At 66.7% G+C, this 24,380-nt stretch carries 25 protein-coding genes; 11 read left to right on the forward strand and 14 right to left on the reverse strand.

The genetic code is table 11. The annotated features are described in order from the left end of the window. The first annotated feature begins 644 nt into the window (after positions 1-644). On the forward strand, positions 645-1,133 hold the full coding sequence (locus ACFQ9R_RS28805) for a recombinase family protein (protein WP_378994895.1): 489 nt from the start codon (positions 645-647) through the stop codon (positions 1,131-1,133). A gap of 151 nt (positions 1,134-1,284) precedes the next feature. Here ACFQ9R_RS28805 and ACFQ9R_RS28810 read toward each other — a convergent pair whose 3' ends face one another. Continuing rightward, complete coding sequence (locus ACFQ9R_RS28810; protein ID WP_378994897.1) at positions 1,285-1,758, reverse strand: DNA-directed RNA polymerase subunit beta; 474 nt, start codon at positions 1,756-1,758, stop codon at positions 1,285-1,287. Then, positions 1,755-2,003 carry a hypothetical protein gene (locus ACFQ9R_RS28815; protein ID WP_378994899.1) on the reverse strand — a complete coding sequence of 83 codons (249 nt, stop codon included), beginning with the start codon at positions 2,001-2,003 and terminating at the stop codon, positions 1,755-1,757. Before ACFQ9R_RS28815 ends, ACFQ9R_RS28810 begins: the two co-directional genes overlap by 4 nt. Before the next feature lie 37 nt (positions 2,004-2,040). Here ACFQ9R_RS28815 and ACFQ9R_RS28820 point away from each other — a divergent pair, with 37 nt between their 5' ends. Then, positions 2,041-3,573, forward strand: a complete 1,533-nt coding sequence (locus tag ACFQ9R_RS28820; protein ID WP_378994901.1) for a hypothetical protein — start codon at positions 2,041-2,043, stop codon at positions 3,571-3,573. On the opposite strand, the gene ACFQ9R_RS28825 is transcribed toward ACFQ9R_RS28820, so the two are convergent. The 9 genes from ACFQ9R_RS28825 to ACFQ9R_RS28865 all read right to left on the reverse strand — a co-directional run bounded on the left by ACFQ9R_RS28825 (position 3,557) and on the right by ACFQ9R_RS28865 (position 10,113). Continuing rightward, a complete protein-coding gene (locus ACFQ9R_RS28825; protein ID WP_378994903.1) occupies positions 3,557-4,252 on the reverse strand; it encodes a 2'-5' RNA ligase family protein in 696 nt (231 codons plus the stop codon). The genes ACFQ9R_RS28820 and ACFQ9R_RS28825 overlap by 17 nt on opposite strands. 129 nt (positions 4,253-4,381) lie before the next feature. Beyond that, on the reverse strand, positions 4,382-4,714 hold the full coding sequence (gene cutA, locus ACFQ9R_RS28830) for a divalent-cation tolerance protein CutA (RefSeq protein ID WP_378994905.1): 333 nt from the start codon (positions 4,712-4,714) through the stop codon (positions 4,382-4,384). A gap of 103 nt (positions 4,715-4,817) precedes the next feature. Next, positions 4,818-5,063, reverse strand: a complete 246-nt coding sequence (locus ACFQ9R_RS28835; RefSeq protein ID WP_378994907.1) for a hypothetical protein — start codon at positions 5,061-5,063, stop codon at positions 4,818-4,820. A 22-nt stretch (positions 5,064-5,085) separates the two neighbouring features. Further along, positions 5,086-6,030: a PDR/VanB family oxidoreductase gene (locus ACFQ9R_RS28840; RefSeq protein ID WP_378994909.1), complete on the reverse strand. Its 945-nt coding sequence runs from the start codon at positions 6,028-6,030 to the stop codon at positions 5,086-5,088. Positions 6,031-6,042: 12 nt separating this feature from the next. Beyond that, positions 6,043-7,335, reverse strand: coding sequence for a Rieske 2Fe-2S domain-containing protein (locus ACFQ9R_RS28845; RefSeq protein WP_378994911.1), 1,293 nt, complete (start codon positions 7,333-7,335; stop codon positions 6,043-6,045). Between the two features lie 40 nt (positions 7,336-7,375). Beyond that, the gene (locus ACFQ9R_RS28850) at positions 7,376-8,263 is read right to left on the reverse strand and encodes a TIGR03621 family F420-dependent LLM class oxidoreductase (RefSeq protein ID WP_328662537.1); all 888 of its coding nucleotides are present in this window, start codon (positions 8,261-8,263) and stop codon (positions 7,376-7,378) included. Between the two features lie 16 nt (positions 8,264-8,279). Continuing rightward, positions 8,280-8,705: a MarR family winged helix-turn-helix transcriptional regulator gene (locus ACFQ9R_RS28855; RefSeq protein ID WP_378994913.1), complete on the reverse strand. Its 426-nt coding sequence runs from the start codon at positions 8,703-8,705 to the stop codon at positions 8,280-8,282. Between the two features lie 28 nt (positions 8,706-8,733). Next, positions 8,734-9,225, reverse strand: a complete 492-nt coding sequence (locus ACFQ9R_RS28860; RefSeq protein ID WP_301907189.1) for a nuclear transport factor 2 family protein — start codon at positions 9,223-9,225, stop codon at positions 8,734-8,736. A 405-nt stretch (positions 9,226-9,630) separates the two neighbouring features. Continuing rightward, positions 9,631-10,113, reverse strand: coding sequence for a nuclear transport factor 2 family protein (locus ACFQ9R_RS28865; RefSeq protein WP_301907190.1), 483 nt, complete (start codon positions 10,111-10,113; stop codon positions 9,631-9,633). Between the two features lie 243 nt (positions 10,114-10,356). Between ACFQ9R_RS28865 and ACFQ9R_RS28870 the strand changes: the two genes are divergently transcribed. The 4 genes from ACFQ9R_RS28870 (at position 10,357) to ACFQ9R_RS28885 (ending at position 15,463) form a co-directional block, all read left to right on the forward strand. After that, positions 10,357-11,973 (forward strand): ABC transporter substrate-binding protein, encoded by a 1,617-nt coding sequence (locus ACFQ9R_RS28870; protein ID WP_378994915.1) that lies wholly within the window; start codon positions 10,357-10,359, stop codon positions 11,971-11,973. A gap of 6 nt (positions 11,974-11,979) precedes the next feature. Beyond that, the gene (locus ACFQ9R_RS28875; RefSeq protein ID WP_378994918.1) at positions 11,980-12,933 is read left to right on the forward strand and encodes an ABC transporter permease; all 954 of its coding nucleotides are present in this window, start codon (positions 11,980-11,982) and stop codon (positions 12,931-12,933) included. A 92-nt stretch (positions 12,934-13,025) separates the two neighbouring features. Further along, complete coding sequence (locus tag ACFQ9R_RS28880; RefSeq protein ID WP_327153393.1) at positions 13,026-13,841, forward strand: ABC transporter permease; 816 nt, start codon at positions 13,026-13,028, stop codon at positions 13,839-13,841. After that, positions 13,838-15,463, forward strand: a complete 1,626-nt coding sequence (locus ACFQ9R_RS28885) for a dipeptide ABC transporter ATP-binding protein (RefSeq protein ID WP_378994922.1) — start codon at positions 13,838-13,840, stop codon at positions 15,461-15,463. Before ACFQ9R_RS28880 ends, ACFQ9R_RS28885 begins: the two co-directional genes overlap by 4 nt. Here the strand turns inward: ACFQ9R_RS28885 and ACFQ9R_RS28890 are convergent. Together ACFQ9R_RS28890 and ACFQ9R_RS28895 are read right to left on the reverse strand one after the other, a co-directional pair. Next, positions 15,452-16,294 carry an LLM class flavin-dependent oxidoreductase gene (locus ACFQ9R_RS28890; protein WP_378994924.1) on the reverse strand — a complete coding sequence of 281 codons (843 nt, stop codon included), beginning with the start codon at positions 16,292-16,294 and terminating at the stop codon, positions 15,452-15,454. The genes ACFQ9R_RS28885 and ACFQ9R_RS28890 overlap by 12 nt on opposite strands. Continuing rightward, complete coding sequence (locus tag ACFQ9R_RS28895) at positions 16,291-16,947, reverse strand: TetR/AcrR family transcriptional regulator (RefSeq protein ID WP_378994926.1); 657 nt, start codon at positions 16,945-16,947, stop codon at positions 16,291-16,293. Before ACFQ9R_RS28895 ends, ACFQ9R_RS28890 begins: the two co-directional genes overlap by 4 nt. A 134-nt stretch (positions 16,948-17,081) precedes the next feature. Between ACFQ9R_RS28895 and ACFQ9R_RS28900 the strand changes: the two genes are divergently transcribed. Next, positions 17,082-17,630: a helix-turn-helix domain-containing protein gene (locus tag ACFQ9R_RS28900; protein ID WP_378994928.1), complete on the forward strand. Its 549-nt coding sequence runs from the start codon at positions 17,082-17,084 to the stop codon at positions 17,628-17,630. Further along, on the forward strand, positions 17,630-19,072 hold the full coding sequence (locus tag ACFQ9R_RS28905; RefSeq protein WP_378994930.1) for an MFS transporter: 1,443 nt from the start codon (positions 17,630-17,632) through the stop codon (positions 19,070-19,072). Before ACFQ9R_RS28900 ends, ACFQ9R_RS28905 begins: the two co-directional genes overlap by 1 nt. A 21-nt stretch (positions 19,073-19,093) precedes the next feature. On the opposite strand, the gene ACFQ9R_RS28910 is transcribed toward ACFQ9R_RS28905, so the two are convergent. Next, the gene (locus ACFQ9R_RS28910; protein ID WP_378994932.1) at positions 19,094-20,062 is read right to left on the reverse strand and encodes a LysR family transcriptional regulator; all 969 of its coding nucleotides are present in this window, start codon (positions 20,060-20,062) and stop codon (positions 19,094-19,096) included. Positions 20,063-20,161: 99 nt separating this feature from the next. On the opposite strand from ACFQ9R_RS28910, the gene ACFQ9R_RS28915 reads away from it, so the two are divergent. The 3 genes from ACFQ9R_RS28915 to ACFQ9R_RS28925 are packed head-to-tail and all read left to right on the forward strand — an operon-like array spanning position 20,162 to position 24,218. Further along, a complete protein-coding gene (locus tag ACFQ9R_RS28915) occupies positions 20,162-21,535 on the forward strand; it encodes an MFS transporter (protein WP_378994934.1) in 1,374 nt (457 codons plus the stop codon). Beyond that, positions 21,532-22,278, forward strand: a complete 747-nt coding sequence (locus ACFQ9R_RS28920; RefSeq protein ID WP_378994936.1) for a 3-hydroxybutyrate dehydrogenase — start codon at positions 21,532-21,534, stop codon at positions 22,276-22,278. Before ACFQ9R_RS28915 ends, ACFQ9R_RS28920 begins: the two co-directional genes overlap by 4 nt. Next, on the forward strand, positions 22,275-24,218 hold the full coding sequence (locus ACFQ9R_RS28925) for an acetoacetate--CoA ligase (protein WP_378994938.1): 1,944 nt from the start codon (positions 22,275-22,277) through the stop codon (positions 24,216-24,218). The genes ACFQ9R_RS28920 and ACFQ9R_RS28925 overlap by 4 nt, the downstream gene beginning before the upstream one ends. Positions 24,219-24,380: the final 162 nt, after the last annotated feature.

Genomic DNA, 24,380 nt, shown 5'->3' on the forward strand with positions numbered 1-24,380 from the left:
GAGACCGGGCCGCATGCGTCCAACATTCCGGTTCCGGTCTCACGTGGGGGATGGCCCCACACATTACGGTGCGCTGCTGTGATGGGAAACGCATGCGGCAGTGCGGTATGGCGCATTGACAACGTCAGCCATCCATGCGAGAGACCCGTATCCAGCGGCCGGGTTTGTCAAGGCTTCACCTACGCCTCTGTCATCGAACCTCGTCGTGCCATCAAGTTCTCGCGCTTAGCTTGAGAATCTCCTTTTCCAGGTGGGCTCTGACGTCAGCCTCCGTGAAAATGTTGGCATTGCGCCAACTTCGCAGCAGTACGTCCGCACGTCGAAGCGGTTTTTGCCCGGATACCGTGCTGCACCAATACCAGGTGCGGTTCGAGCGCACTCCGATGTACAACGAAGACGCGCTTCGCAGAACCCAGACAGAGTGGATGAACTGACGTCGTCTTCGCGGCAGACCAAGCGCTTTGCATGAGGCCACAACCTCCGGCACGAGAGTGTCTAGGTGTTGGCAGTAGGTGTCGAACGCTAACCGGTTGGACTCCTCTTGGGTGCGCTGAGCGGCTTGTGCAGCAACCTGTTGAGCACGCAGCTTGTCCGACATGTTCATTCCGGCATCGTTCCATGCGTAAGCGGTACGCGCGCTGAGTATGCGCAAGCGCGACATCGGGTTCCGGTCGCTGCACGAAGCGATCGACACCACCACCCCGGGCGGGCGTCTGGTGTTCCACGTCTTCGCCGCCCTGGCCGAATTCATCCGCGAACTCATCGTCCAAGGCACCAACGAGGGCTTGGCTACCACTGCCAGTGCTGCGAACCCGGCCAGCACCCCAGCCGCTATCCATCGGGGGCGGTGTGAGCGCGCAGTGGAGGAGACGTTTGTCGTGTCGAACTGTGCATACATGGCGTTCTCGGTTCCTTCGGTGGATCTCGGAGGTCGGGTGGCCCCGGTAGTCGCGGGAATCGACTCCGGGGCCGCCTCGGCGCGAGACAAAACCTGGGTGAGCTGCGTCTGGTCTCACCAGGCCGTCGCGCCAAGGTCATTCGGGTGGTCGGAAGGTGTGCTGTGCGGGGGTCAGGGCTGTAGGAAAAGGCGCTCGTTAGGGAGGCGGGGCAATCCGGCACAGTGGCCGAGATAGACGGCGACAGTGCCGGGGCGGCGGGCGGCCACATCACAGACGAACACCAGCGCGGCCGTCAGGCACGCGGCGAAATACACGCGCACACCGGCCAATTCGACCGAAAGGCGAATATCTGGTTCGTCAGGACGAGGTGACCGGCCGCCGTTATTCATCGGGGGGTCTGCCTCAAGATCGATAACGCGCACCCGATCACCACCGCCCCCGAGGGGCGAAAAGCGCTGGTGGCCGGAGACACCCACGTGCGAACCACCAGCGGGTCCACCACCGGAGAGGGCAACGCGATGTCGCCATCGCGGATCACCACCACACGCGCCTTCCACAAGCGAGCCACCTCGTCGGGGTCACCGATCGGCCGAATATCGGACCTGACAAGAAATGTCCACATTTCCGCGCGCGGGTGACCGACGATCGACAACGGCGCGACACCGCGAAGATCGAGACTGGTCTTGACCCGCTGACCGAGCTCGGTCGGCATCATCACCGCCCCGACAAACCCAGCCCGCATCGTGATCCGTCCCGTTGCCGGATCGACCACGGTCGGCAGCGAGCACATACTCCGGTAGAACTGGCAGCGTGAGTGGGGGGATTCGGTCCATGCTCTAGGTGTGCTGGTCTGGGTCATCGCGACTCCCCAGTCGGCGCGGTCACGGCCGCCGTGTCGGCGGCTTCGGTCGTGGTTACAGCGGGCTCAGCCGTGAGAAACCCGGCCAGCTCCATCGCCTCGAGCGCTCTGACAAGCTCGGCGCGCGATTGGTTGTGGGTGGCCTCGGCCGCAGCGACAGTGTTGGCGGAAGCGATCGGGCTGGCGCCCGAGGACTGGGCACGCCTCACCGCGGGCTGGGTGTTCAGCTCGTCCGAATGTGTCATGCGCGGGCCTTCCTGGTGACGCTTCCAAAACAACGAGGTGCACGCGTTCGGCGGTTTCGCCACGGATTTTCCGAAGCGGGTTCTGGTTTCAATCGTTGCCCGTCAACAGCATTGGCAGGAACCGCACAGTGGTGGCGTAGCGTGGGCGTACCGTAGGCATTTCCCAGTTCAGGAGCTGGAAGTAGGGGGCCGCATGATACGAGGGCGGGAATGGACCGGCTTCGAAGCTGCCGCGCTGCAAGAGACGATGAGACAGCCGATCCGCCAGTTCGCCGCGATGCTCGGCGTCGAGACCACCACGATCAACAACTGGCGGTCGGGCCTGAGCGCGGTCAAACCCCGCTCCGAAAAGCAGGAGATCCTCGACACCACCTACACGAAACGTACAACGCGAGACGACCGCGAACGATTCGAGCAGATCGTCGCCGAAGGCGAAACCGCTTGGAGAGCGCGACACTCGAAGGAAGCGCGACGCCATGGTGTCGCGGAGGAATTCCGACGATCACCGCGAAGTAGCTCTCCCGCGACCACAGCTATACCACCGGTCCGCGGTGAGGTGGAAGCGTCCTTCGAACGACCTTCCCTGATCATTGAACGTATGCGGCTGTTACGGGCCAAAGGTGTCGACGACGGCGTGCTCGATGTGATCGAGGTGGCATTCGGAGACATCCTCGCCCGATACGAAGCGGAAGGACCGACGCTTCTCGCGCCCGAGGTTCTCGCTCTTCGTCGGCAAGTCGACGTTTTGCTCGACCAGTGCAGGCAACCGATGCATCTGGCGCGGTTGTATCGCTTCGCGGGCCAGATGTCGGGCGCGCTGGCATACATGGCTGTCAACCTAGGACGTTTTCAGCACGCGAGGATGTACGGCGAGGAAGCTCTCGGCCTCGCAGAGTTCACGCGAGACGTGGAGCTGATCGCGTGGGTCAAAGGGACACAGAGCTTCTGCTCCTACTATCAGGGCGACTATGCGCGCGCCGTCGACGCTGCGCAAGAAGGATTGCGGGTTGCCGGTTCGAGCGGACAAGCGATCCGGCTGTACGCCAACGGTCTCGCGCGTGCCTTGGGCAAGCTCGGCGATTCTGTCGGCGTGCACAAAGCGATCGAGGCGGCGATGAACCTCAGCGACAACACGGGCACGTCGCATGGGTTGACGCCGGCACTGTCGTTCGAGTCTTACAGCGTCCCAAGGCTGATGGCCAACGCAGCGACAGCGCACTTGTCTGCGGGAGACCACAGCAAGACCCTCGAATACGGTCAGTCGGTGGCCGAGTTGGTGGACACGTCGGACTCAGTATGGAGTCAAGCCCTCGTTCGGCTCGACGTCGCAACAGCTCTGGTCAAGCAGAAGGGCCCCGACACCGAACACGCGATGTCACTGGCACGGCAAGCGCTGGCAACCTCTCACGGCCAACCGATCCGCTCGGTCTGGCAGCGTGCTCACGAACTCGCCGACGTCGTCGATACAATCGATCGTCGCGTCGTTGGTACCTACCTGAGCGAGCTCGAGGACTGGACATCCTCGGCGAGCGTTGTCTCCGAGGGCGCTCGCCCTATCGAAGGGCGATAGTGGCAACGTCGTCCCATTCGTAGGAATCCTGGGATCGCCAAAGGCGGACGAGCTTGACCTGTGTGACCGCGATCGGGACGGGAACGATGTCGCGTAACTGTGAGACTCGCTCGAGGATGGGCGCGATCTCCTGACGCCGATTGCTGTAGGCGATCCCTATGTGGGGGCGGAAGTCGGAGAGGGGTTTTGACGCGGTGCCCGCAGCGGCGTTCACAGGGAGAGAACGCAGAATCGTGGCGAGCTGCCAGATCGAGGACCAGGGCGTCACCGAGAAGCGGACCGCTCCCGAGGAACCGGCCAGAGGCCCGACCTCGATCTCGAAGCTGTCGACGCGTTCAAGCGCTTCGGCGGCACTGGAGGTGACTACCTCGATGGCGGCGTCGCTGATCGAATCGGCGGCACCAACCCGGCACAGCGTCATGTGAAGCGACGATAGCGAGACCGGATGTAGGCCGAATGAACTCAAGCTTTGCTGGCATTGTCGAGCCGATGAAATCAGCTCGACGTCCTCGAACGTCAAATACCAGTAGTACGCGGAGAACCCGCCGGGCCACGGTTTGACGGTGAAATGATCCTCCATGTGGGTCAGCGCTGAAAAAGCTGACCAGTCATTGCTCCTGATCGCATCGGCGTCGGTCAGCGCCGTCGGTGGCTCTGGAGGAAAAGGCCCGTGTTTCAAGACTCTCCATCGTAGTTGCCGGATTGCCGGTAAAGTTTGCTCGGACCAAACTAGGTCCCTGCATGGACTATGCCCAATTCGGATGCCCCAAGGTACGGGCCGGGACCGAACTGACCGCAGAGCGGGGCCCTATTCCTGCGACACTGTGGGGCTTTCGACCCACTGGGCGTATTCCTCGGTCGTCCAGGGAACCGGGGTCGCGCTGATCTCGGGCCGACTCCACGGATGCAGCTCCGCGATGCGCTCGGCGAGACGGTCCCGACCGGCCGCGGCGACACGGAAGGTCAACCTCCACTCCGGGCCGGTGCCGACTTTCCCGAGATGCCAAAACACGCTGTCCTGCTTGACGATCTCGGACCCAGCGGCAAGACGTTCTCCGACCACGCTTTCCGCGATCGAGTGCGCGTCCTGTTCGGTCGGCAATGTCGTCGTCATCGCCCACACGCGAGATTCGGAAGCCATGACAACGAGGCTAGCGATCTGCGTCAGCTTCTGTCATGACTCGGGGTTTGGTGTTCTCAGCACGCGATCGCGGGTGTGCTGTAGAGGCCGTGGACTATGAGGGCTACGGAGCACGCTCTGTAGTCGTTACTGGGTCGAGGTCCGGCGTGCGGCGGCATCGCGTCGTGCTCACACGATCGCTCTGGATGCTTTCATGCGAGCTGAAAGCATTGCGCCAAAACATTTTCGGAACATGGACGCCGTGCTGCTCGATCAACGGAATCGCGACGCGGCCGGTGCCAGCGCTGCTCACCACACAGGCGGCCTTGCCCTCCAGAACCGTTTGCCGCCACTCATTTTCGAGCTTCATGCCCAGACTCGGCCGACCGCACTCAGAGGTCCACCTCGAGGACGGGGGAGTGGGATCGTGACGAGCACGTGGTGAACATGCCGTCGGCGCGTTCGGCGTCGGTGAGGACGTCGTCGCGATGGTCGGGTTCGCCGGCCAGTACCCGCACGACGCATTCCCCACAGATGCCCTGCTGGCACGAGAAGGGCGCGTCGACACCGTTGTCCAACAGGACATCCAGCACGCTGTGGTCGTCGCCGACGAGGTATTCGGCGCCGGTGGAGGCCAGGCGGACGGTGAATCCGGCCTCTTGCGACTCGGTCGGCGCGGTGAGGGCGGTGCCGAATCGTTCGGTGTGCAGTGCTGTGCGCGGCCAGCCGAGGGCTTCGGCTTTGCCTACGACGTAGTCCATGAAGCCGTCCGGCCCGCAGACGTAGACCGCGGTGTCCGGTCTCGGATCGCCCAGATCGCGGGTGATGTCGAGCAGTAGGCTCGGGTCTTCGTCGTCGAAATGGAACCGGACGCGGGGATTCGCGGACAGCTCGTCGAGAAAGGCCGCGCGAGAGCGGGTTCGAGCACTGTAGTGCAGAACGTAGTCGGCCTCGGTCTGCTCGAGGTGAGTCAGCATGGCCAGCAGCGGTGTGATTCCGATGCCGCCCGCGATCAGTACATGGCTGTTCGTGTCGGCGAGCGGAAAGTGGTTGCGCGGGGGAGAGATCCGCACCGGTTCGCCCACTGTGAGCGCGTGCATCGCCCGCGACCCGCCCCGCGAGTTCGCGACGTTCAACACCGCCAGGCGGTATCGGCCCGGCTCGGGCGGTCCGCACAGTGAATACTGGCGGACCAGGCCCGAACCCAGGTGCACGTCGACGTGGGATCCCGCTGTGTAGGAGGGGAACTCGGTGCCGTCGACCGGGGTGAGTTCGAACACCGCGATCTCGGGAGTCGCCAGGGTGCGGGCATGGACCACCGCATCGATCCAGGTCACGGGGTATCCCGGTCAGACACCGGCCGCAGGCACCGCTGCCACGGTCTCGTCCGCGGCGGCCGTGGCGAGGGTGAACAGACCAGCCTGGGTGTGCCGCACCGGCTCCTCGATCAGACTCACCCCCTGCGGATCACGGCCCGCCTCCACGTCGTCGATCATCGTCCGCAGCAACCGGCGCAGCAGCACCACACCACGGTCCGTCGTCGCCAAGGTCTCCTCCGAATGCAGTGCGATCGGACCCTGCGAGGTCATCACCTCGCCGTCACCGGGGAAGCGCTGACGTTCTTGATCGGTCAGCTCCCAGGAGTTCTTGCCGTCCTGGGTGATGCCGAACAGGAACCGTTGCACGCGTGCGGGATCGCTCGCGCGGATGGAGAAGAACGCGCGATGGCGGGTGTCATCGATCGGGACCGCCCAGATCACCATGTCGGCCTTGGTATCCGGGGTCAGTTCGACCCAGTCCGGCAGCACCGTGGCATTGGGCAGGTGCAACTCGGCGCCCCAGACCCGCTCGGTCCGCACCCCGTCGCGCTCCTTGTCCAGGAACCGGACACCGTACTTCGCCCCGAAGTCGGTGCGGTCGTAGCTGACCCGGCCCGGCAGGGTGTACGGGTCGAAGAAGTCCTCGGGGAAGCCGGTGGTGCCGGTGCCGAGGAACTGGTAGCCGCTGTGCTGGGAGTGCAGCCAGTTGATGTGCACCGGGTCGATCGTGTTCTCGTAGATCAGCAGCCAGTGGAAATCCTGCTCGGCGCCGGTGACCGAAAGTCCGGGGAACGGCCATTCGGCGAAGTACTGCTCACCCTCGGCGAGGTCCTCGAGCACGTCGTAGCGTGGCAGCACGGGCTTGCGGTCGGGCGGGCCCATGTAGACGAACACCAGCCCGTAGCGTTCCTCGACCGGGTACCACGGCTGACGCGCGGCATCGCGGCGCTTGCCACGATCGGGTTCGCAGGCCTGCTCCAGGCAACGCCCCTGCACATCGTATTTCCAGCCGTGATAGCCACAGCGCAGCCCGTCGTCCTCGATCCGGCCGAAGAACAGACTGGCCCCACGGTGTGCGCAACGCTCGAAAACCACCCCCGCGCGGCCGCTTCCGTCCCGGAAGACGACCAGATCCTCGCCGAGGACGCGGGTGCGATGGGGTGCTTCGGCGGTGAGGGTGGCTGAGGTGGCGATCGGGTGCCAGTACCGCCGCAGCGCCTCGCCCATCGGTGTGCCGGGGCCGACCTCGGTCAGGCGTGCGTCGTAGGACGGGGCCTTGCGGCCGTACCCGGTACCGGTGTCCACCGTGGTTCGTTCGGTCATATCGGTCTCCTCCGCGTGCGAAAGACGTGGTGCTGCCCCGTTATCGGAGCGCCTGGATGATCGGGGCGAAGGCCTCCATCTCGGGTTCGAGCACGGTGTAGTAGGTCAGGCCGAGGGTCTTGCGCCGTTCACGCAGGGTGTCGGCGTTCTCCTCGGGGGTGCCGAACAGCAGCGACGGCAGCTCGGCGAGCTCGTCGGGCGTGAGGTCGAGCCGGTTCTGCCAGACATCGGTCACGCCGTCGGTGGCGCCCTTGGGCAGCACCTTGTGGATGGGAATGTTGAACTCCACCTGGTCGATCCGGTCGCCGAGCAGCCCGCGCACGTAGTCGATCCGGTCGGTGACCTCGGTGATGCCGCCCAGCTTCAGCCCGTCGCCGTCGCGGACCTCGGTGGTGCCGGTGAAGGCGATGATGTCGGCGTGGGCGGCCGCCAGTCGCAGGACCCGTGCCCCGCGACCGGCGATCAGGATCGGCGGGCCGCCGGGCTGTTCGAACCGGGCGTACTGGTCGAGCTCGGATTTGGGCTTGCGGAACTCGGCGACCGTGCGCTCGAGCTGAGAAACCCGTTCGCCCGCAGTGGGAAACGGGATTCCGGCCGCGTCGAACTGCGCGCGGTCGTAGCCGGCGCCCAGCCCGAGTTCCACCCGGCCGCCGGAGTACCGGTCGACCGTGGCGAGGTCGCGGGCCAGCACCGTCGGATGGTAGAAGGCGGTGTTGAACACCAGCGTGCCGATGCGGATCCGCTCGGTCGCCTCGGCGGCCAGCAGCAGGGTCGGGATCGGGGCGGGCATGCCGAGGTGGTCCGACACCGAGATGACGTCGTAGCCCAGTTCCTCGGCCTTGCGTACCTTGGCGATCCATTCGGCCCTGGTGGACGGGGTGAACAGGCAGAGACCGAAGCGGAACGGTCGGTCGTACAGGGAAGTCATGACGCTCCTCGCGAGCTCATTCGGTGGCGATGTTGTCGGCGATCTTGGCCAGGACCGCGTTCGCGGCGAGGAATTCCTCCTCGGTGATGCCACGCAGCGATTCGTCGGCGTGGGCGTTCACCAGAGCTTCGGCGCGCTCGTGCGCCGTCTCGCCCGCGGCGGTGAGTCGCAGCGTCGCGCCGGAGATCTCGACCCAGCCGCGGCCGACGAAGTCGTCGACGATCGGCTGGTAGGTCTGGGCGCCGTCGGAGACCAGGAACGGCTCGAACGCCGCGTCGAGTTCGGCGACGCTGCCCAGACCGATCTGCAGGGCGTGCAGGATCTGCCAGTCCCGGCGGGTGAGCTTCTGCTCGCGCAGCAGCGCGCCGGTGGCGACGTCGAACTGCTGGTGCAGGTGCAGCAGCCAGTACCCGATGCGCTTGGTCGTGTTCTTCTGGAGCATGACGAGCCTCTCTGTTGTCGAACGTCGGCTACTGCTGCCAGCCGCGCGAGTACGGGATGACCCAGTACAGGTCGAGGGCGATCCGGGCGAACCGCCACCGGCCGCCCTCACGGACGTACTCGTCGGTGAACTTGCCTGCCACGAAAGAACTTTCGGTGTCGAAGACGACCTTCTCCTCGAAGAACGACACTCCGGTGGCCCGATCGCCGAGGATCTCCACGTCGTGCCCGTGCAGGAACTGCTTGACCAGCACCTGACCCGCCGGGCTGTTGTCTTCGATGAGCTGCGGCAGCCCGGCGAAGTACGCCTGGATGGCGGCTCGACCGTCGGCTTGGCCCAGATGGCGGTAGTCGAGATAGGCGTCGGCACTGAACAGTTCGCCGACCTGGTCCCATCTGCCCTCGTTGATGTAGCGGGGTAGGTCGTGGCGCAAGGTGTTGAGCGCGCGGACGGCCTCGAGCGTCTCGAGTCGTTCGGTGAGCTGCTCGACCTGTTCGACCAGGTCCAGGACTTCTGACATCGCTGTGACACCTCTCGTTCCGTACACGTACCGGAGCGGACTCCGGGAAAACCGCGACCACCGTGTTTCTCCGGCCGGGCTGGAATCACCATTGCACGCGATATTCAGAGGTCACAAGATCGCGTCGGAAACCCTGCGGTTCGACCGTAGGTTTCGACTGTCACGCCCGCAGGGTTCGAATATCGCCTGGACGGTCGCGCAAGTGTTGTGGGGACATCGGTGACATTTCGATCATGGCGTCGGAAATCGACAGACTGAATTGTTTCCCAAGTCGCCGGAACAGATTGTCACCGATGTCTCCGAACAATTCGTCGAACCATTGCGGGTGAAGTCCTGTGTACGCGAGATCGGGCCGGACTCGTCGCCGAGTCCGGCCCGATCCCCGGCGGTGGGTAACCGTGATATTCAGCCCGGGCCGTGGCCCGCGGCGACCCGGCCCGCGACATGCCGGACATCCCGGTGCGAGATGAGCCATTCACCCTCGTACTGCTCGAACTCGTCCTGAACCAGCCCGATGACCACCCAGTCAGCCGGTCGGCCCACATCGGTGGCGGCGGTGCTGGAGAACCAGTGCCACACGGTCGCATAGGCGGTGAGCAGGGGTTTGTCGCCGTTCCACTCGATGGTGGCCTGCCCGATGACATGGGCGACCAGGGAGCGTTGCGACTTGGGCACCCGGCTCATGTGATCGGTGAACTCGTCACGACCGTGGAACAGCACCGGCGGGCCGGGCATGATCCGGTACTCGATCAGCGCGTCGGGGGTGAAGCACTCGCTGAACCGTTCGCTCTCCTGTGTGTCGGCGATCCGGAAGAATTTGTAGAACGTTCGGAAGATCGCCCGCTCCGCTTCGATCGTGGCGAGCAGATTGTCATGTACAGCGGTCACGTCGGTCCTTTCTCTGCCGGGCGACAACCCATCGCGCGGCGCGCCGTTCGGTAATCGACACGATGCGAAGCTAGCACGGTGCCCCATACCGCCCGATGGCGTACCGCACTATTCGGTGCCACGATGTATTCCGAGCGAGGTGATCCGAATTGTTGACCGGGTATTTCAAGGTGTGAAATGTTTCGTCGTGTCGCCCGCCGTGAGTCCCACGTGAATCCGGGCAGTAGACAGAGGAATTCTTGCGTGAGCAGTGTTGTGCGTTCGAAGTCGATTCGCTGTGCCGTGGCATCGGCGGCGGTGGTCACCCTGTTCACCGGTGCCTGTGGCACCGGTGGTGAGCAAGGCGGCGATGCCGGTCCACCGAGATCCGGCGGCACGCTGAAGTTCTCGGTCGCCTCCGACGCGGGCTGTGTCGATCCGCAGCAGGTGGGCAGCAGCGACACCCTGTATTCGCTGCGCGAGACGGTCGATTCGCTGACCGACCAGGATCCCACCACCGGCAAGCCGGTGCCGTGGCTGGCACAGAGCTGGGAGGTGAGCCCTGACGCCAGGTCGTTCACCTTCCGGCTGCGGCCCGACGTCACCTTCAGCGACGGCACCCCGCTGAACGCGCAGGTGGTGAAGGCGAACTTCGACGCGATCCCGAAGCTGGGCGCGCTCGCCATCCTGTCCAAGGGCTATATCACCGGCTACGTCGGCACCGAGGTCGTCGACGAGCACACCGCCAAGATCACCTTCGAACAGCCCAACGCGCAGTTCCTGCAGGCGACCTCGACCGCCGCGCTCGGCCTGATCTCGACGGCCGATGCCGCGAAGACGCCCCAGCAGCGCTGCAGCGACGGTGTGATCGGCTCCGGTCCCTTCGTGCTGTCGAAATACGTGCCCAACCAGTCGATCACGATCAGCAAGCGGGTCGGCTACGGGTGGGGCTCGCCGTTGTGGACCAAGCAGGGCGAGGCCTACCTCGACTCCATCGAGTTCACCGTCATCCCCGAATCGGGGGTTCGCGCCGGCAGTGTGCAGTCCGGCCAGCTCGATGTCGCCACCGGTCTCGGCCGCGCCGACGAAGCGGGGTTGAAGGCGTCGGGCATTTCCCTGCTGACGCGATCGCACCCGGGCGCGGTGTTCAACCTCGGCCTCAACAACTCCCGGCCGATCCTGCGGGATGTGCAGGTGCGCAAGGCGATCCAGTCCGCGGTCGACCGGCGTCAGATCGTGGAGGCGGTCTTCGCCAGCGGGACCGTGCCCGCTACAGGCATCCTCTCGCACACGACTCCCGGCTACACCGATCTGTCGGCGGATCTGGCCCTGGATGTCGCCCGGTCCAAGTCGCTGCTCGACGCGGCCGGCTGGCAGGTGGGCGGTGACGGTATCCGGCGCAAGGACAACACCCGGCTGAGCTTGACCGTGGTGTGGTTCAACAACTCCCAGAACACCCGCGCGGCGCTGGAACTGGTGCAGCAGCAGCTCAAGGTGGTCGGGGTGGAGTTGCAGCTGCAGGAGCTGCAGGTCACCCAGTTCCCGGCGCTGCTCGGTTCCGGTGACTTCGACGGACTGTGGGGCGGCGACCTGAGCCGGGCCGATCCCGATTGCCTGCGCACGCTGTACTCGACCCAGCAGGTCAACGCCTACCGGCTGCCGCCGAGCGAGCTCGACGGGCTGCTCACCGCCCAGGCGGCCGAGGCCGATCCGGCCAAGCGCGCGCCCCTCGTGGAGCAGGCCCAGCAGCTGGTCGTGCGCAATGCGTATGTGATCCCGGTGGTGGAACTCGAGACCGTGCTCGCGGCGGCACCGACCGTGCACGGCCTGACCTTCGAGTCGTCGAGCCGGACCCGGCTGCACGACACCTGGCGGAGCTGAACCGGCATGGGACGGTACGTGTTACGCCGTCTCGCCCAGGCGGTCGGGGTGCTGTGGGCGGCGTACACGGTGTCGTTCTTCGTGCTCGAATTCCTGCCCGGCGACCCGGTGTCGGCGATGGCGGGCGGCGGACTGAACTCCTCGCCGGTGGACCCGGCCGAGCTCGCCGCACTGCGGGCACAGTACGGCTTCGACAAGCCCATCGTGGTGCAGTACCTCGACTATCTGGGCCGGGCGCTGGTCGGCGACTTCGGTGATTCGGTGGCCACGGGCCGGTCGGTGACCGGCACGATCGCCGCGGCGCTACCGCCGACGCTGCAGCTCACGGCAGCGGCGCTGGCGCTCGCCGTGCTGTTCGGCGGCGGGCTCGCCGTGGCGGCCACCTACACCTCGCGGCGCTGGCTGCGGCAGGTTTTGCTGTCGCTGCCGCCGCTGGCGATCTCGATTCCGTCCTTCTGGGCGGGCCTGATGCTGGTGCAGCTGCTGTCGTTTCGGATCCGGCTGTTCCCCGCGTTCGGCAACGCCGGGCTGGCCGGGTTGGTACTGCCCGCGATCACGCTGGCCATCCCGACCGGCGCGCTGATCGCGCAGGTACTGGCGAAGAGCCTGCTGACCACCCTGGACGCGCCGTTCGTGCAAACCGCTCGGGCCAAGGGCGCCAGCCGAATCCGGGTCCATCTGCGGCACGCGCTGCGTAGCGCGTCGCTGCCCGCGCTCACCATCGTCGGACTGCTCGTCGGACAGCTGGTGGCCAGCGCGGTGGTGATCGAGACGGTGTTCTCGCGCAACGGACTCGGGCGAGTCATGGCGGGCGCGGTGAGCGTGCAGGACATTCCGCTCGTGCAGGGCGTTGTGGTGTTCGGCGCGTTCGTCTTCGTCGTGGTGAACCTCATCGTCGACCTGATCTACCCGGTGCTCGACCCACGGATCGTGGTCGCGCGCCCGAGGAGTTGCGCGTGACCGACACCGTGCTGACCGAGGCGGCCGTCCTCCGAACCGTCGTCGACGAGTTCGACGACGACGAGTACCGCACGGGTTTCGACTGGCGCAGACTGCCGCGGTTCCTGCTGTACCGGCCGGGTCTGGTGCTCTCGGTGGTGACGCTCGTGCTGGTGGTGCTGGCCGCGGTGTGGCCGACGCTGTTCACCGCCCGCGATCCGCTGCTCGGCGTCCCGTCGGAGATCTTCGCGCCGCCCAGCGGACAGCACTGGTTCGGCACCGACGAACTCGGCCGCGACATGTTCACCCGCGTCGTGCACGGCACCGCGCTGTCGTTGCAGGCGACGGTGATCGCGGTGGCTGTCGCGTTCGTCGTCGGGGGCGCGATGGGCCTGATCGCCGGGTTCGTCGGCCGCTGGGTCGACGACGTGCTGATGCGCTTCGCCGATGTGCTGCTGTCGATTCCGTCGCTGTTCCTGTCGTTGGCGCTGGTGACCGCGCTCGGCTACGGCACCGTGAAGGTGGCGATCGCGGTGGGCGTGGCCAGCGTGGCCGGCTTCGCCCGGGTGATGCGCGCGGAGGTGCTGCGATTACGGCAGGCGGTGTTCGTCGAGGCCGCGTGGTCGTCGGGGGCGCGCTGGTACACGGTGCTCGGCCGGCACGTCCTGCCGAACGCCATCGGCCCGGTGGTCGTGCTGGCCACCTTGGATCTCGGAACCGCCGTGCTGGCGGTGTCGTCGTTGAGCTTTCTCGGTTACGGCGCGGTGCCACCGGCGCCGGAGTGGGGCTCGCTCATCTCGAGCGGCCGGAACTATCTCGCCAACGCGTGGTGGATCTCGACGATGTCGGGCCTCATGGTGGCGTTCGTCGTGCTCGCGACCAACCGGATCGCGCGGGCACTCGATGGAGAGTGGGCGAATCGACGATGACCGGGAATCTGCTGGAAGTGCGTGGCCTGTCGATCTCCTACCGCACCAGCACCGGGCGGGTGCGCGCGGTAGGGGCGGTCGACCTGGACATCGCGCCGGGCGAGATCGTCGCGCTGGTCGGTGAATCCGGCTCGGGCAAGAGCTCGACCGCGCATGCCATCACCGGGTTGCTACCGGCCGCGGGGCACATCGACGCGGGACGGATCCAGTTCGGCAGCAGGGACCTGGCCAGAGCGGGAGACAGGGAGTTGCGCGCGATTCGTGGGGCGCAGATCGGCTTGATCCCGCAGGACCCGGGTGTCTCGCTGAATCCGGTGCAGCGCATCGGCACACAGGTCGCCGAGGTCCTGCTCATCCACGGCCTGGCGACCCGGCGCTCGGCGCCGGAGGCAGTGGTGGACCTGCTCGAGCGGGCCGGGATGCCCGACGCCAAGACCCGTGCCGGACAGTATCCGCACGAACTCTCCGGCGGCATGCGCCAGCGGGCGCTCATCGCGATCGCCATCGCCGCGAACCCGGCGCTGATCATCGCCGACGAGCCGACCAGCGCGCTGGACGTCACCGTGCAGCGACGCATCCTCGACCACATCACGAGCCTGACCGAAACCCTGGGCACCGCAGTGCTTCTGGTGACCCATGACCTCGGCGTCGCCGCCGACCGGGCCCAGCGGATCGCGGTGATGTCGCGGGGCCGGATCGTGGAGAGCGGGCCGACCCGCGAGATACTCGACAACCCGCGCGATCCGTACACCCAGCAGCTGTTGCGCAGCGTGCCCGGACGTGCCGGTGTCCGGGCCCGGCCATGTCGGCCGGGCACCGAACCGTTGCTCGCGGTCGAGAACTTGGTGAAGGAGTTCCCGCTGCCACGCGCGAAGATCCGCGCGAAGATCGTCCGTGCCGTCGACGGTGTGAGCTTCTCGCTGCACCGAGGGGAGACCCTGGCACTGGTGGGGGAGTCGGGGTCGGGCAAGTCCACCACGGCCAGAATGATTCTGCGCCTTGCCCCACCGACGTCGGGGCGCGTCGTGTTCGACGGCGACGATGTGACGGCCAGCAAAGGCGCGCGATTGCGGGAGCTGCGGCGCCGCGCCCAGGTGATCTATCAGAATCCGTACGAGTCACTGGATCCGCGGTTCTCGATCCAGGATGTGATCAGCGAGCCGCTGCGGGTCTTCGGCGTCGGTGACCGCGCCTCGCGAGCGGCGCGGGCGCGCGAATTGCTCGACCGGGTCGCGCTTCCCGCGTCGACGCTGGGACGCAGGCCCGCGGAACTGTCCGGCGGACAGCGTCAGCGGGTCGCGATCGCCAGGGCGCTGGCCCTGTCGCCGGAGCTGGTGGTCTGTGACGAACCGGTCTCGGCGCTGGACGTCTCGGTGCAGGCGCAGATCCTCGACCTGTTCGCCGAGCTGCAAGCCGACACCGGCGTGGCCTACCTGTTCATCTCGCACGATCTGGCGGTGGTGCGCCAGATCGCCCATCGGGTCGCTGTCATGCGACAGGGCCGCATTGTCGAGATCGGCACCACCGAGCAGCTTTTCGACGAACCGGCCCACGAATACACCCGTCAGCTGCTGGCCGCCATCCCCGGCACCGACCTCGTCGACGGGAGCTCAGGTACCTGACAGCAGGCTCACCACGGGCGCCAGCTCGCGCGCTGCGTCGTCGTCGAGAACGATGTAGGAGATTCCGAACTCGTCGCGAAGACGGCGCAGCTGGTCGGCCGCCTGCGCGGGCGATCCGGTGAGCAGGTTCGGGGCGTCATCGGGGATCGGCGGACCGATGGTGCTCGTCGGGGTGCTGAAGCGCAGTGCCCGTTCGATGTCGGAAAGCCGTGGGCCCGCCGCACTCTCGAGCCACTCGACCTGACGGGTGAGCTGTTCGCGGGAGAAGGTGCTGAACGCGACGGTGTCGGCTTCGGCCGCGGCGAGTTCGGTCGCCCGACGCCCGCCCGCGGCGAGCAGTAGCGGCACCTTCCGCGGCGGTGGGGGAACCAGGGTCGTTCCGGTGTTCGCGTAGTGGGCGCCGGTCACCTCGACCCGCTCACCACGAAACAGTGCGTTGACGATGCCCACCGACTCGGCGAGGCGCTCGAACCGAATCCGGTCGGACTCGGCCGCGATCCCGAGTTCGCCGTAGCCGATGGCGGTTTGACCGGCGCCGAGCCCGAGCTGGAAGCGGCCACCCGACACCAGGTCCAGGGTGGCGGCTTCACGGGCGACAACGAACGGATTGCGGAAGTCGTTGGCCAGCACCCACGTTCCGACCCCGAGCGTGGTCGTCGCCGCGGCGGCGTAGGCGAGCGCGGTCAGTGGCGCGGGCACCGGTGCGGGCAGGTCGGGCAGCAGCAACGCCGAGATCCCGGTGTCCTCGGCCCATCGCGCGGTCGAGGTCCATGCCTTCGGGTCGGCGGGGGAAACGGTGACGAGGCCGAATCGAAAAGGTTGGTGGCTCACGAGTTCTCCGGTGTCCCATAGGCGCGCAGGAAGGTGTCGACGGCCGCGGTGGCGACCGCGTGCATCTCGGCGGTGGAGACCTTGCGGGTGCCCAGGCGGGTGCGGCCCTCCATCGGGCCGGTGATCAGCACGAGGAACTGTTCGGCGGCGATCGCCGGATCGCTCGCGCGCAGGTGACCCGACAGCGACAAGCGCGCCAGCCGATCCGCGAGCGCGTCGCCGAGCTGATCAGAGGTCCGGCTCACCACGACGTCCATCAGGTCGGGAAACTGCGCGACCTGACCGTAGGTGAGCCAGCGCAGCGACCGGGACTGCTCGGTACAGCAGGACCGGATCAGTCGGTACGCCACATCTTCCAGGGTGGCGCGCAGATCCTCACCAGGATTGCGCAAGCGTTCGACCACCGCCAGATTCTCGGCCAGCACCGCATCGCTCACGGCGGCCAGCGTGTGCCGGAACAGCGTTTCCTTGTCGTTGAGGTGGTTGTAGATGGTCGGTTTGGCGACACCGGCGACCTCGGCGATCTCCTGCACGCCCGCCTGCGCGTACCCGCGGCGAGCGAAGACGACGAACGCCGCGTCCAGGATCGCCTGCCGCTTGTCGATCCGTCCACGCGAGGCCGACTGTCCGGTCGGCGGTGTTGCTACAGCCATCCATGAACCATAGCGCAATCGCGGACGAAGTTGCCTGACGGGTTCATTCTTATATACCGAGTTGCGAGGTGTATGCGAGGACATTAAAGTGAACCAGCAAGTTCAATTGCTCTGTTCCACGTCGGGAGATATCTATGATGCAAACCCCCGGAGACAGGCTCGATCCGCTTGCCCGCCAGCATGTTCGCCGAGGCGGAACCCGCCCGCCGAACGAACGCGGCGCGGTGATCGGTCTCGAGGCCGAGCCGTGGCTGGAGATCCTGCAGGCACCCGACCGAAACGGGTTGACGGTGACCGAGGTGTGCCGGCGATACAACATCTCGCGCAAGAGCTACTACAGCTATCTCGCGCGCTACCGGGAACACGGCGTGGCGGGGTTGGCGCCGCGGTCGCGCCGCCCGAAGAGTTTCCCCGCCCGCACGTCGGCCGACATCGAGGCCGTCGTGGTGCGGGTCCGGCTGGACCGCCCGCAGTGGGGCGCACGCAGAATCCGGACGCACCTGCTGCGAGCCGGATCGGCCCGTGTCCCGGCCGTGTCGACAGTGCACGCGATCCTGCGCCGGCACGGTTTGGTCGGCGACGGGTCGGACCACGTGGCGCCGAACACAGCATCGACGGCGTCTGTGCCGGAGCCATCGACGACCACACACCGGACACCTAGCCACGCAGGGAGCTACACCTGATGAGCACATCGACTTCCACCCGAGACGACGCGACCGAAGCGCTGTACCCGCGGCGCTGGGCCGCGATGGTCGTGCTCGTCCTGGGATTCACCCTGGACCTGCTCAACGTCACCATCGTCAACGTCGGCCTCCCGGCGATCCAGGCCGACCTCGGGGGAACTCCGTCCCAGGTCGGCTGGATCGCGACGGCCTATCTGCTCGCTTTCGCGGCAGCGCTGATCACCGCGGCCCGACTGGGCGACCTGTGGGGTCGCAAACGGGTCTTCCTCGTCGGTTTGGCGCTGTTCGCTCTCTCCGGAGCTTGGTCGGCACTCGCGAACAGCCCCACCGAACTGATCGCCAGTCGCGCTGCCCAAGGCGCGGCCGCGGCGATCCTGGCGCCGCAAGTTCTGTCCAGCCTGTTCGTCCTGTTCCGCGGTCCCGAACGCGCCACTGTCCTGGGCATATTCGGTGTGGTCGCGGGACTCGCGCAGGCCGGCGGGCTGCTGCTCGGTGGCGTCCTGGTCACCGCGGACGTCGCCGGTCTCGGTTGGCGCGCGATCTTCTGGGTCAGCGTCCCGGCGGCCGTCATCCTGCTCGGCCTCGGCGCCTGGCTGGTCCCGGAGAACCGTGCCGAAGGTGCGCTGCGGCCACGATGGCTCGCCGCGGTCGGCCTGACCGTCGGATTGGTCGCCATCGTGTTCCCGCTGTTGGAAGGCCGCACCTATGACTGGGCGCCGTGGATCTGGCTGTTGCTGGCCGCGGGCATCGCCGCGGTGGCGCTCGTCGCCATCGTCGAGAATCGCGATGCCGTCGGCCGGGCCGGCGCGCTCTTGCCACTGGAACTGCTCCGCGCGCGCATCAGCAGTGTCGCCCTCGTTGTTCAGCTGGTCGCCTTCGCCGCCTTCAGCGGATTCCTGCTCGTGTTCGTTCTCTGGCTCCAAGAGGGTCAGGGCTACACCGCGCTGCGCGCAGGCGTCGTCACCGTCGCGTTCTCGGTCGGCGGACTGGCGGTCGCCCCGTTGGTGGGACGGCTCACCATGCAGTTCGGCCGCTACGCCGTCGTCGCCGGTACCCTTTTCGGCGCCGTCGGCACCTTGGCGGTGCTGGGCGCGGCACTGACCGCGACCACCGATGTGAATCCATGGCTGCTCGCGCCGGGGCTGTTCGTCGTCGGTGTCGGCATCAACCTGGTCCAGCCGCCGTTGACGACCTTGTTCCTGTCGACGGTGCCGACGCGATACGCGGGGTCGGCCTCGGGGATCTGGACCACCGGCCAGCAGTTCGGTGGCGCAGTGGGTGTCGCGTCCCTGAGCGCGATCTTCTTCGGGGTCGCCGCCAGTGACGGCTACCGCAGCGCTCTGACGGCGTGCGCCCTGACGATCATCGCGGCGCTGGTGGTGAGTGCGGCGCTCTGCTTCGCGTTGCCTTCACCGGAGCCGGCACCAGAAGCAGCCGCCTGAGACCTGCGGAAGACAACGTGTCTACTCGGCGCCGTGTTCGCCGAGTAGCTCCGCACGGCGTTCGTGGACGGTAGCCCGCAGCGCCTCGACGACCGCCGCGACTTCGGGGCGCCGCAGGGTTTCGCGCCGGGCGACGAGCCAGTAGGTGAGCTGGACGCGGACCTCGTCGGGCAGGACCCGGACGAGGTCGGCGTGGCGGTCGGCCATGAAGCAGGGGAGTAGCCCGATCCCCGCGGCGGCCCTGGTGGCTTCCACGTGGACGAAGACATTGGTCGAGGAGACGGATCGGCGCAGGGTGGGGGCGAAAGCGAGGGCCAGGTCGAGGTCGTCGACCTGGAGGATGGATTCGATGAAGTAGACCAGCGGGTGGCGGGTGAGTTCGGCGACGGTGGTCGGGACGCCGTGTTCGGCGAGGTAGTCGCGGGAAGCGTAGAGGCGAAGGCAGTAGTCGCCGAGTTCGATCGCTTCGGCGCGGTGGACCTGCGGTGTACCGACCACCACTTCGATATCGAGGCCGGTTCGCTGGGTGGATGCTCGCCGGGTCGCGGCGATGATGTCGACGGTGACGCCCGGATGTCTGCGCTGCACGCGCACCGCGGACGGTGGCGCGAGGTAGGCGCTGAAACCGTCGGTGGCCGAAATCCGCACCACGCCTTCGAGTGTGCGTTCGCCCGCGCTCGAGCCGAGGGATCGGACGGCGGCCTCGACGGCTTCGGCCGCTGTCAGTGCCTCGCGGCCCAGGTCGGTGAGCTCCCAGCCGCCGGTGACCCGGGTCAGCACCCGTCCGCCCATGGCATGTTCGAGGGCGGCGATGCGACGCGAGATCGTCGTGTGGTTGATGCCGAGCTCCTCGGCGGCGGTGATATAGCGCCCCGACCGGCCGACCGCGAGGAGCACGAGCAAATCATCAGCGCTCGGCCTGCGTCCCGAGGTCGACGAAGAATGACTCACATGTGCAGTTTCGCAGATTGCTGCTGCGAAACTGGCCATTGTCACCGAGATGGATCTGCACGAATACTCTCCTCACGGCTTGTGGGCCACATCACATCGACGGCGTGATGTGACCTGGAACATCGAAGGAGTAGTGCGATGAGCGTGCGGAACGCGATACGACCGACCGGCGACGACCCGGACGAAGCCCCCAGCGGACTGCGGCGGGTCGTGGCCGCCTCGATGGCGGGCACCGTCGTCGAATGGTACGAATTCTTCCTCTACGGCACCGCCGCGACCCTGGTGTTCAGCAAGGTGTTCTTCTCCAAGGACACCAGCGACCTCGACGCGATCCTGGCCGCCTTCGTCACCTACGCCGTCGGTTTCGCGGCGCGCCCGCTCGGCGGCATCGTCTTCGGCTACTTCGGTGACCGATACGGCCGCAAGCAGTTGTTGCAGGTGAGTTTGGTGCTCGTCGGTGCGGCGACCTTCCTGATGGGCTGTCTGCCGACCTTCGCCCAGATCGGCTATTGGGCACCGGCGATGCTGGTAGTCCTGCGCTTCGTCCAGGGCTTCGCGATCGGCGGCGAATGGGGCGGCGCGGTGCTGCTGGTGGCCGAACACAGCCCGAGTCGCAGTCGCGGCTTCTGGTCGAGCTGGCCGCAGGCCGGCGTGCCCGCGGGCAATCTGCTCGCCACGATCGTGCTGCTGGTGCTGACCTCGACCCTGTCGGACGCGGCGTTTTTGAGCTGGGGCTGGCGCGTGGCGTTCTGGCTGTCGGCGGTGGTCGTGCTGGTCGGCTACTACGTGCGCACCAAGGTGACCGACGCCCCGATCTTCGTGGCCGCGCAGCAGTCGATGGACCAGGCCAAGGCCGCCTCGTTCAGCCCGTTCGAGGTGCTGCGCAAGTACCCGCGCGGTGTGTTCACCGCGATGGGTCTGCGCTTCGGCGAGAACATCATGTACTACCTGGTCGTCACGTTCTCGATCACCTATCTCAAGGTTCACGTGCACGCCGACACCACGACGATTCTGTGGTGGCTGCTCATCGCCCACGCCGTGCACATGGTGGTGATTCCGGTAGCTGGTCGCCTCGGTGACCGTGTCGGGCGCCGCCCGGTCTACCTGGCCGGCGCGGTCGCCGCGGCCACCTGGGGCTTCTTCGCCTTCCCGATGATGGACAGCGGCAACAGCGTGATCATCCTGTCCGCCATCATCATCGGGCTGGTGTTCCACGGATTCATGTACGCCGGTCAGCCGGCGATCATGGCCGAGATGTTCCCGACCCGGATGCGCTACTCCGGTGTGTCGCTGGGCTACCAGGTCACCTCGATCGTGGCGGGTTCGCTGGCGCCGATCATCGCGGTCAAGCTGCTCGACGAGTTCGGTTCGTCGGTCCCGATCGCCTGGTACCTGGCGTTCGCGGCGGCGGTCACCGTGATCGCGGTGGTGTGCGCGAAGGAGACGCGAGGCATCGACCTCGAATCTGTCGACCTCGCCGACGCTTCCGCCACGAAAGGTGTTGCCGCATGACCGATCTCACCGGACGCAGAGCTCTGGTCACCGGTGGGGCGAGCGGTATCGGCACCGCGTGCGCGCGGGAGCTGGCCGCGCGCGGCGCCGAGGTCACCGTCGCCGACATCGACGGAGTCGCCGCGAAGGCGGTGGCGCACGAAATCGGCGGGCACGCGTGGAACGTCGATTTGCTCGAGGTCGAGGCGCTGGCCGAGTTGCGGCTCGAGACCGACATTCTCGTGAACAACGCGGGCGTGCAAAGCGTGAGCCCCATCGAGGATTTTGCGCCCCACCGGTTCCGCGCCATGCAGACACTGATGGTCGAAGCGCCGTTCCTGCTCATCCGCGCTGCCCTCCCGCACATGTACGCGCGGGGTTTCGGCCGGATCGTGAACATCTCCTCGGTGCACGGGATCCGCGCCTCCCAGTTCAAGGTCGCGTATGTGACGGCCAAACACGGGCTGGAGGGGTTGTCGAAAGTGACCGCGCTCGAAGGCGGCCCGCACGGGGTCACCAGCAACTGTGTGAGCCCCGGATATGTGCGAACCCCGCTGGTGGACAAGCAGATCGCCGAGCAGGCCGCCGCGCACGGGATCCCGGCGCAGGAGGTGCTCGAGAAGGTGCTGCTCACCGAGAGCGCGATCAAACGGCTGATCGAGCCGCACGAGGTCGCGGCGCTGGTCGGTTGGCTCGCCTCCGACACCGCGGGCATGGTCACCGGCTCGTCCTATGTCATGGACGGCGGGTGGAGCGCCCGATGACCGCAGTGGCAGCAGCACCGCAGTGGGTGCCGGACGACAACGACATCGCCGGAGCTCGGATCACCGATTTCGCGCGATTCGTGGCCGAGCGGCACACCGTCGCGGTGCCCGACTACCACGCGTTGTGGCAGTGGTCGGTCGACGATCTGGACGGATTCTGGGGTTCGGTATGGGACTACTTCGAACTCGGCGACCGCCCCGGTCCGGTGCTGGCCTCTTCGGAAATGCCAGGGGCGCGATGGTTTCCCGAGGTTCGGCTGAACTATGTCGACCAGGTGATCCGGCAGGCCCGCCCCGATCGTCGCGCGATCGTGTCGGTGGCGGAGGACGGGTCGGTCAGCGAGTTGTCATGGGACGATCTGCTCGACCAGGTGGCGGCGTTCGCGCAGACGCTGCGCGGCTTGGGTGTTCGGGCAGGGGACCGAGTCGCCGGTTACCTGCCCGACATCCCCGAGGCGGTGATCGCCTTCCTGGCGACCGCGAGCATCGGTGCTGTGTGGAGTGCGTGCGGGCAGGACTACTCGGCGATGGCGGCGCTGGACCGGCTCGGACAGCTCGAGCCGGTGGTGCTGGTGACATGTACGGGTTACCGCTACGCAGGCAAGCAGCACCGGCGATCCGACGAGATCATTGAACTGCGCGCCGGTCTGCCCACGGTGGTAGCGACCATCGTGGTGTCGCAGGAGCGGCTGTCCGGCACGCTGAACTGGGCGGATGTCACCTCCGGCGGCGATCGATCCACGCTCTCGACGGCAGAGGTGGGTTTCGACCATCCGCTCTGGGTGCTCTACTCCTCGGGCACGACAGGTCTGCCCAAGGGCATCGTCCACGGTCACGGCGGGGTGCTCCTCGAGCACCTGAAAGCGATGGCGCTGCAGTCGGATATCGGAGCCGACGACACCTTTCTCTGGTACACCAGCCCGAGCTGGATGATGTGGAACTTCCAGGTCGCCGGCCTGCTGGTCGGCGCGACCATCGTCTGCTACGCGGGTAGCCCTGGCTATCCGGCCCCGGATGCGCTGTGGGACATCGCCGCTCGAGTACGCGCGACAGTTCTCGGCACCAGTCCCGGCTATGTGCTGGCCTGCGCGAAGGCAGGTGTGGTGCCGCGGCGTGAACACGACCTGACGGCCTTGCGCCTGATCGGTGTCACCGGGTCGGCGCTGCCTCCGTCGTCGTCGATCTGGTTGTGCGACAACGTCGGTGCGCACATTCCGGTCGCGTCGATCAGTGGCGGCACCGACGTGGTCTCGGCCTTCGCGGGCGGGGCGCGAACCGTCCCGGTCCGGCCCGGAGAGCTGTCCGCCCCCTACCTGGGGGTGGCCCTGGAAGCCTGGGACGAACAGGGCAACCCGGTGCACGGCGAAGTCGGCGAACTCGTCATCACCGAGCCCATGCCCTCCATGCCCGTCGGATTCTGGAAGGATCCGGACGGAACTCGGTATCGCGCAGCCTATTTCGATACCTTTCCCGATGTATGGCGCCACGGCGACTGGATCACCCGTACCGAACACGGCAGCGTGATCGTGCACGGCCGGTCCGACTCCACTCTCAACCGCCACGGGATCCGCATGGGCAGCGCCGACATCTACCAAGCGGTGGAACAGCTCCCGGAAATCGCCGACTCCCTGGTCATCGGCGCGGAGCAACCCGACGGCGGCTACTGGATGCCCCTGTTCGTCGTGCTCGCCGACGGCATCACCCTGACCGACGACCTGACTGCCGGGATCCGCGCGATCATCCGCACGCGGACTTCCCCGCGCCACGTCCCGGACGACATCATCATCGCCCCCGGCATCCCCCGAACCCGCACCGGCAAGAAGCTGGAAGTCCCCATCAAGAAGCTCCTGCAGGGCGCCGATCCCACGACCGTCGTGGATCCCAGCGCCGTCGACGACCCCGCACTGCTCGCTTGGTACGCCCGATTCGCCCGAACATAGCTTGCTGGTGACACGCGCTGAGACCATGGTGTCGATCGGCGTGCGGCGTCACGATCTACGCAACATTCGCCGAGAAGAACGCTTGTTGTGGACGCTTGGTCATGTTGTAATCCAGATGTTTGCTGATGAATGTCGGCGGCGCTGGTTGCTTGTGCCCGAGCG

This window comes from Nocardia sp. NPDC056541, assembly GCF_042794235.1.
Classification (GTDB): Bacteria; Actinomycetota; Actinomycetes; order Mycobacteriales; family Mycobacteriaceae; genus Nocardia.

Excerpts from the sequence above, each read along its gene's own strand:
- ACFQ9R_RS28805 (WP_378994895.1), top strand. The coding sequence starts at position 645 with ATGCGCAAGCGCGACATCGGGTTCCGGTCGCTGCACGAAGCGATCGAC.
- ACFQ9R_RS28810 (WP_378994897.1), bottom strand. The coding sequence starts at position 1,758 with ATGACCCAGACCAGCACACCTAGAGCATGGACCGAATCCCCCCACTCA.
- ACFQ9R_RS28815 (WP_378994899.1), bottom strand. The coding sequence starts at position 2,003 with ATGACACATTCGGACGAGCTGAACACCCAGCCCGCGGTGAGGCGTGCC.
- cutA (WP_378994905.1), bottom strand. The coding sequence starts at position 4,714 with ATGGCTTCCGAATCTCGCGTGTGGGCGATGACGACGACATTGCCGACC.
- ACFQ9R_RS28835 (WP_378994907.1), bottom strand. The coding sequence starts at position 5,063 with ATGAAGCTCGAAAATGAGTGGCGGCAAACGGTTCTGGAGGGCAAGGCC.
- ACFQ9R_RS28845 (WP_378994911.1), bottom strand. The coding sequence starts at position 7,335 with ATGACCGAACGAACCACGGTGGACACCGGTACCGGGTACGGCCGCAAG.
- ACFQ9R_RS28850 (WP_328662537.1), bottom strand. The coding sequence starts at position 8,263 with ATGACTTCCCTGTACGACCGACCGTTCCGCTTCGGTCTCTGCCTGTTC.
- ACFQ9R_RS28855 (WP_378994913.1), bottom strand. The coding sequence starts at position 8,705 with ATGCTCCAGAAGAACACGACCAAGCGCATCGGGTACTGGCTGCTGCAC.
- ACFQ9R_RS28860 (WP_301907189.1), bottom strand. The coding sequence starts at position 9,225 with ATGTCAGAAGTCCTGGACCTGGTCGAACAGGTCGAGCAGCTCACCGAA.
- ACFQ9R_RS28875 (WP_378994918.1), top strand. The coding sequence starts at position 11,980 with ATGGGACGGTACGTGTTACGCCGTCTCGCCCAGGCGGTCGGGGTGCTG.
- ACFQ9R_RS28885 (WP_378994922.1), top strand. The coding sequence starts at position 13,838 with ATGACCGGGAATCTGCTGGAAGTGCGTGGCCTGTCGATCTCCTACCGC.
- ACFQ9R_RS28895 (WP_378994926.1), bottom strand. The coding sequence starts at position 16,947 with ATGGCTGTAGCAACACCGCCGACCGGACAGTCGGCCTCGCGTGGACGG.
- ACFQ9R_RS28900 (WP_378994928.1), top strand. The coding sequence starts at position 17,082 with ATGATGCAAACCCCCGGAGACAGGCTCGATCCGCTTGCCCGCCAGCAT.
- ACFQ9R_RS28905 (WP_378994930.1), top strand. The coding sequence starts at position 17,630 with ATGAGCACATCGACTTCCACCCGAGACGACGCGACCGAAGCGCTGTAC.
- ACFQ9R_RS28910 (WP_378994932.1), bottom strand. The coding sequence starts at position 20,062 with ATGGCCAGTTTCGCAGCAGCAATCTGCGAAACTGCACATGTGAGTCAT.
- ACFQ9R_RS28915 (WP_378994934.1), top strand. The coding sequence starts at position 20,162 with ATGAGCGTGCGGAACGCGATACGACCGACCGGCGACGACCCGGACGAA.
- ACFQ9R_RS28920 (WP_378994936.1), top strand. The coding sequence starts at position 21,532 with ATGACCGATCTCACCGGACGCAGAGCTCTGGTCACCGGTGGGGCGAGC.
- ACFQ9R_RS28925 (WP_378994938.1), top strand. The coding sequence starts at position 22,275 with ATGACCGCAGTGGCAGCAGCACCGCAGTGGGTGCCGGACGACAACGAC.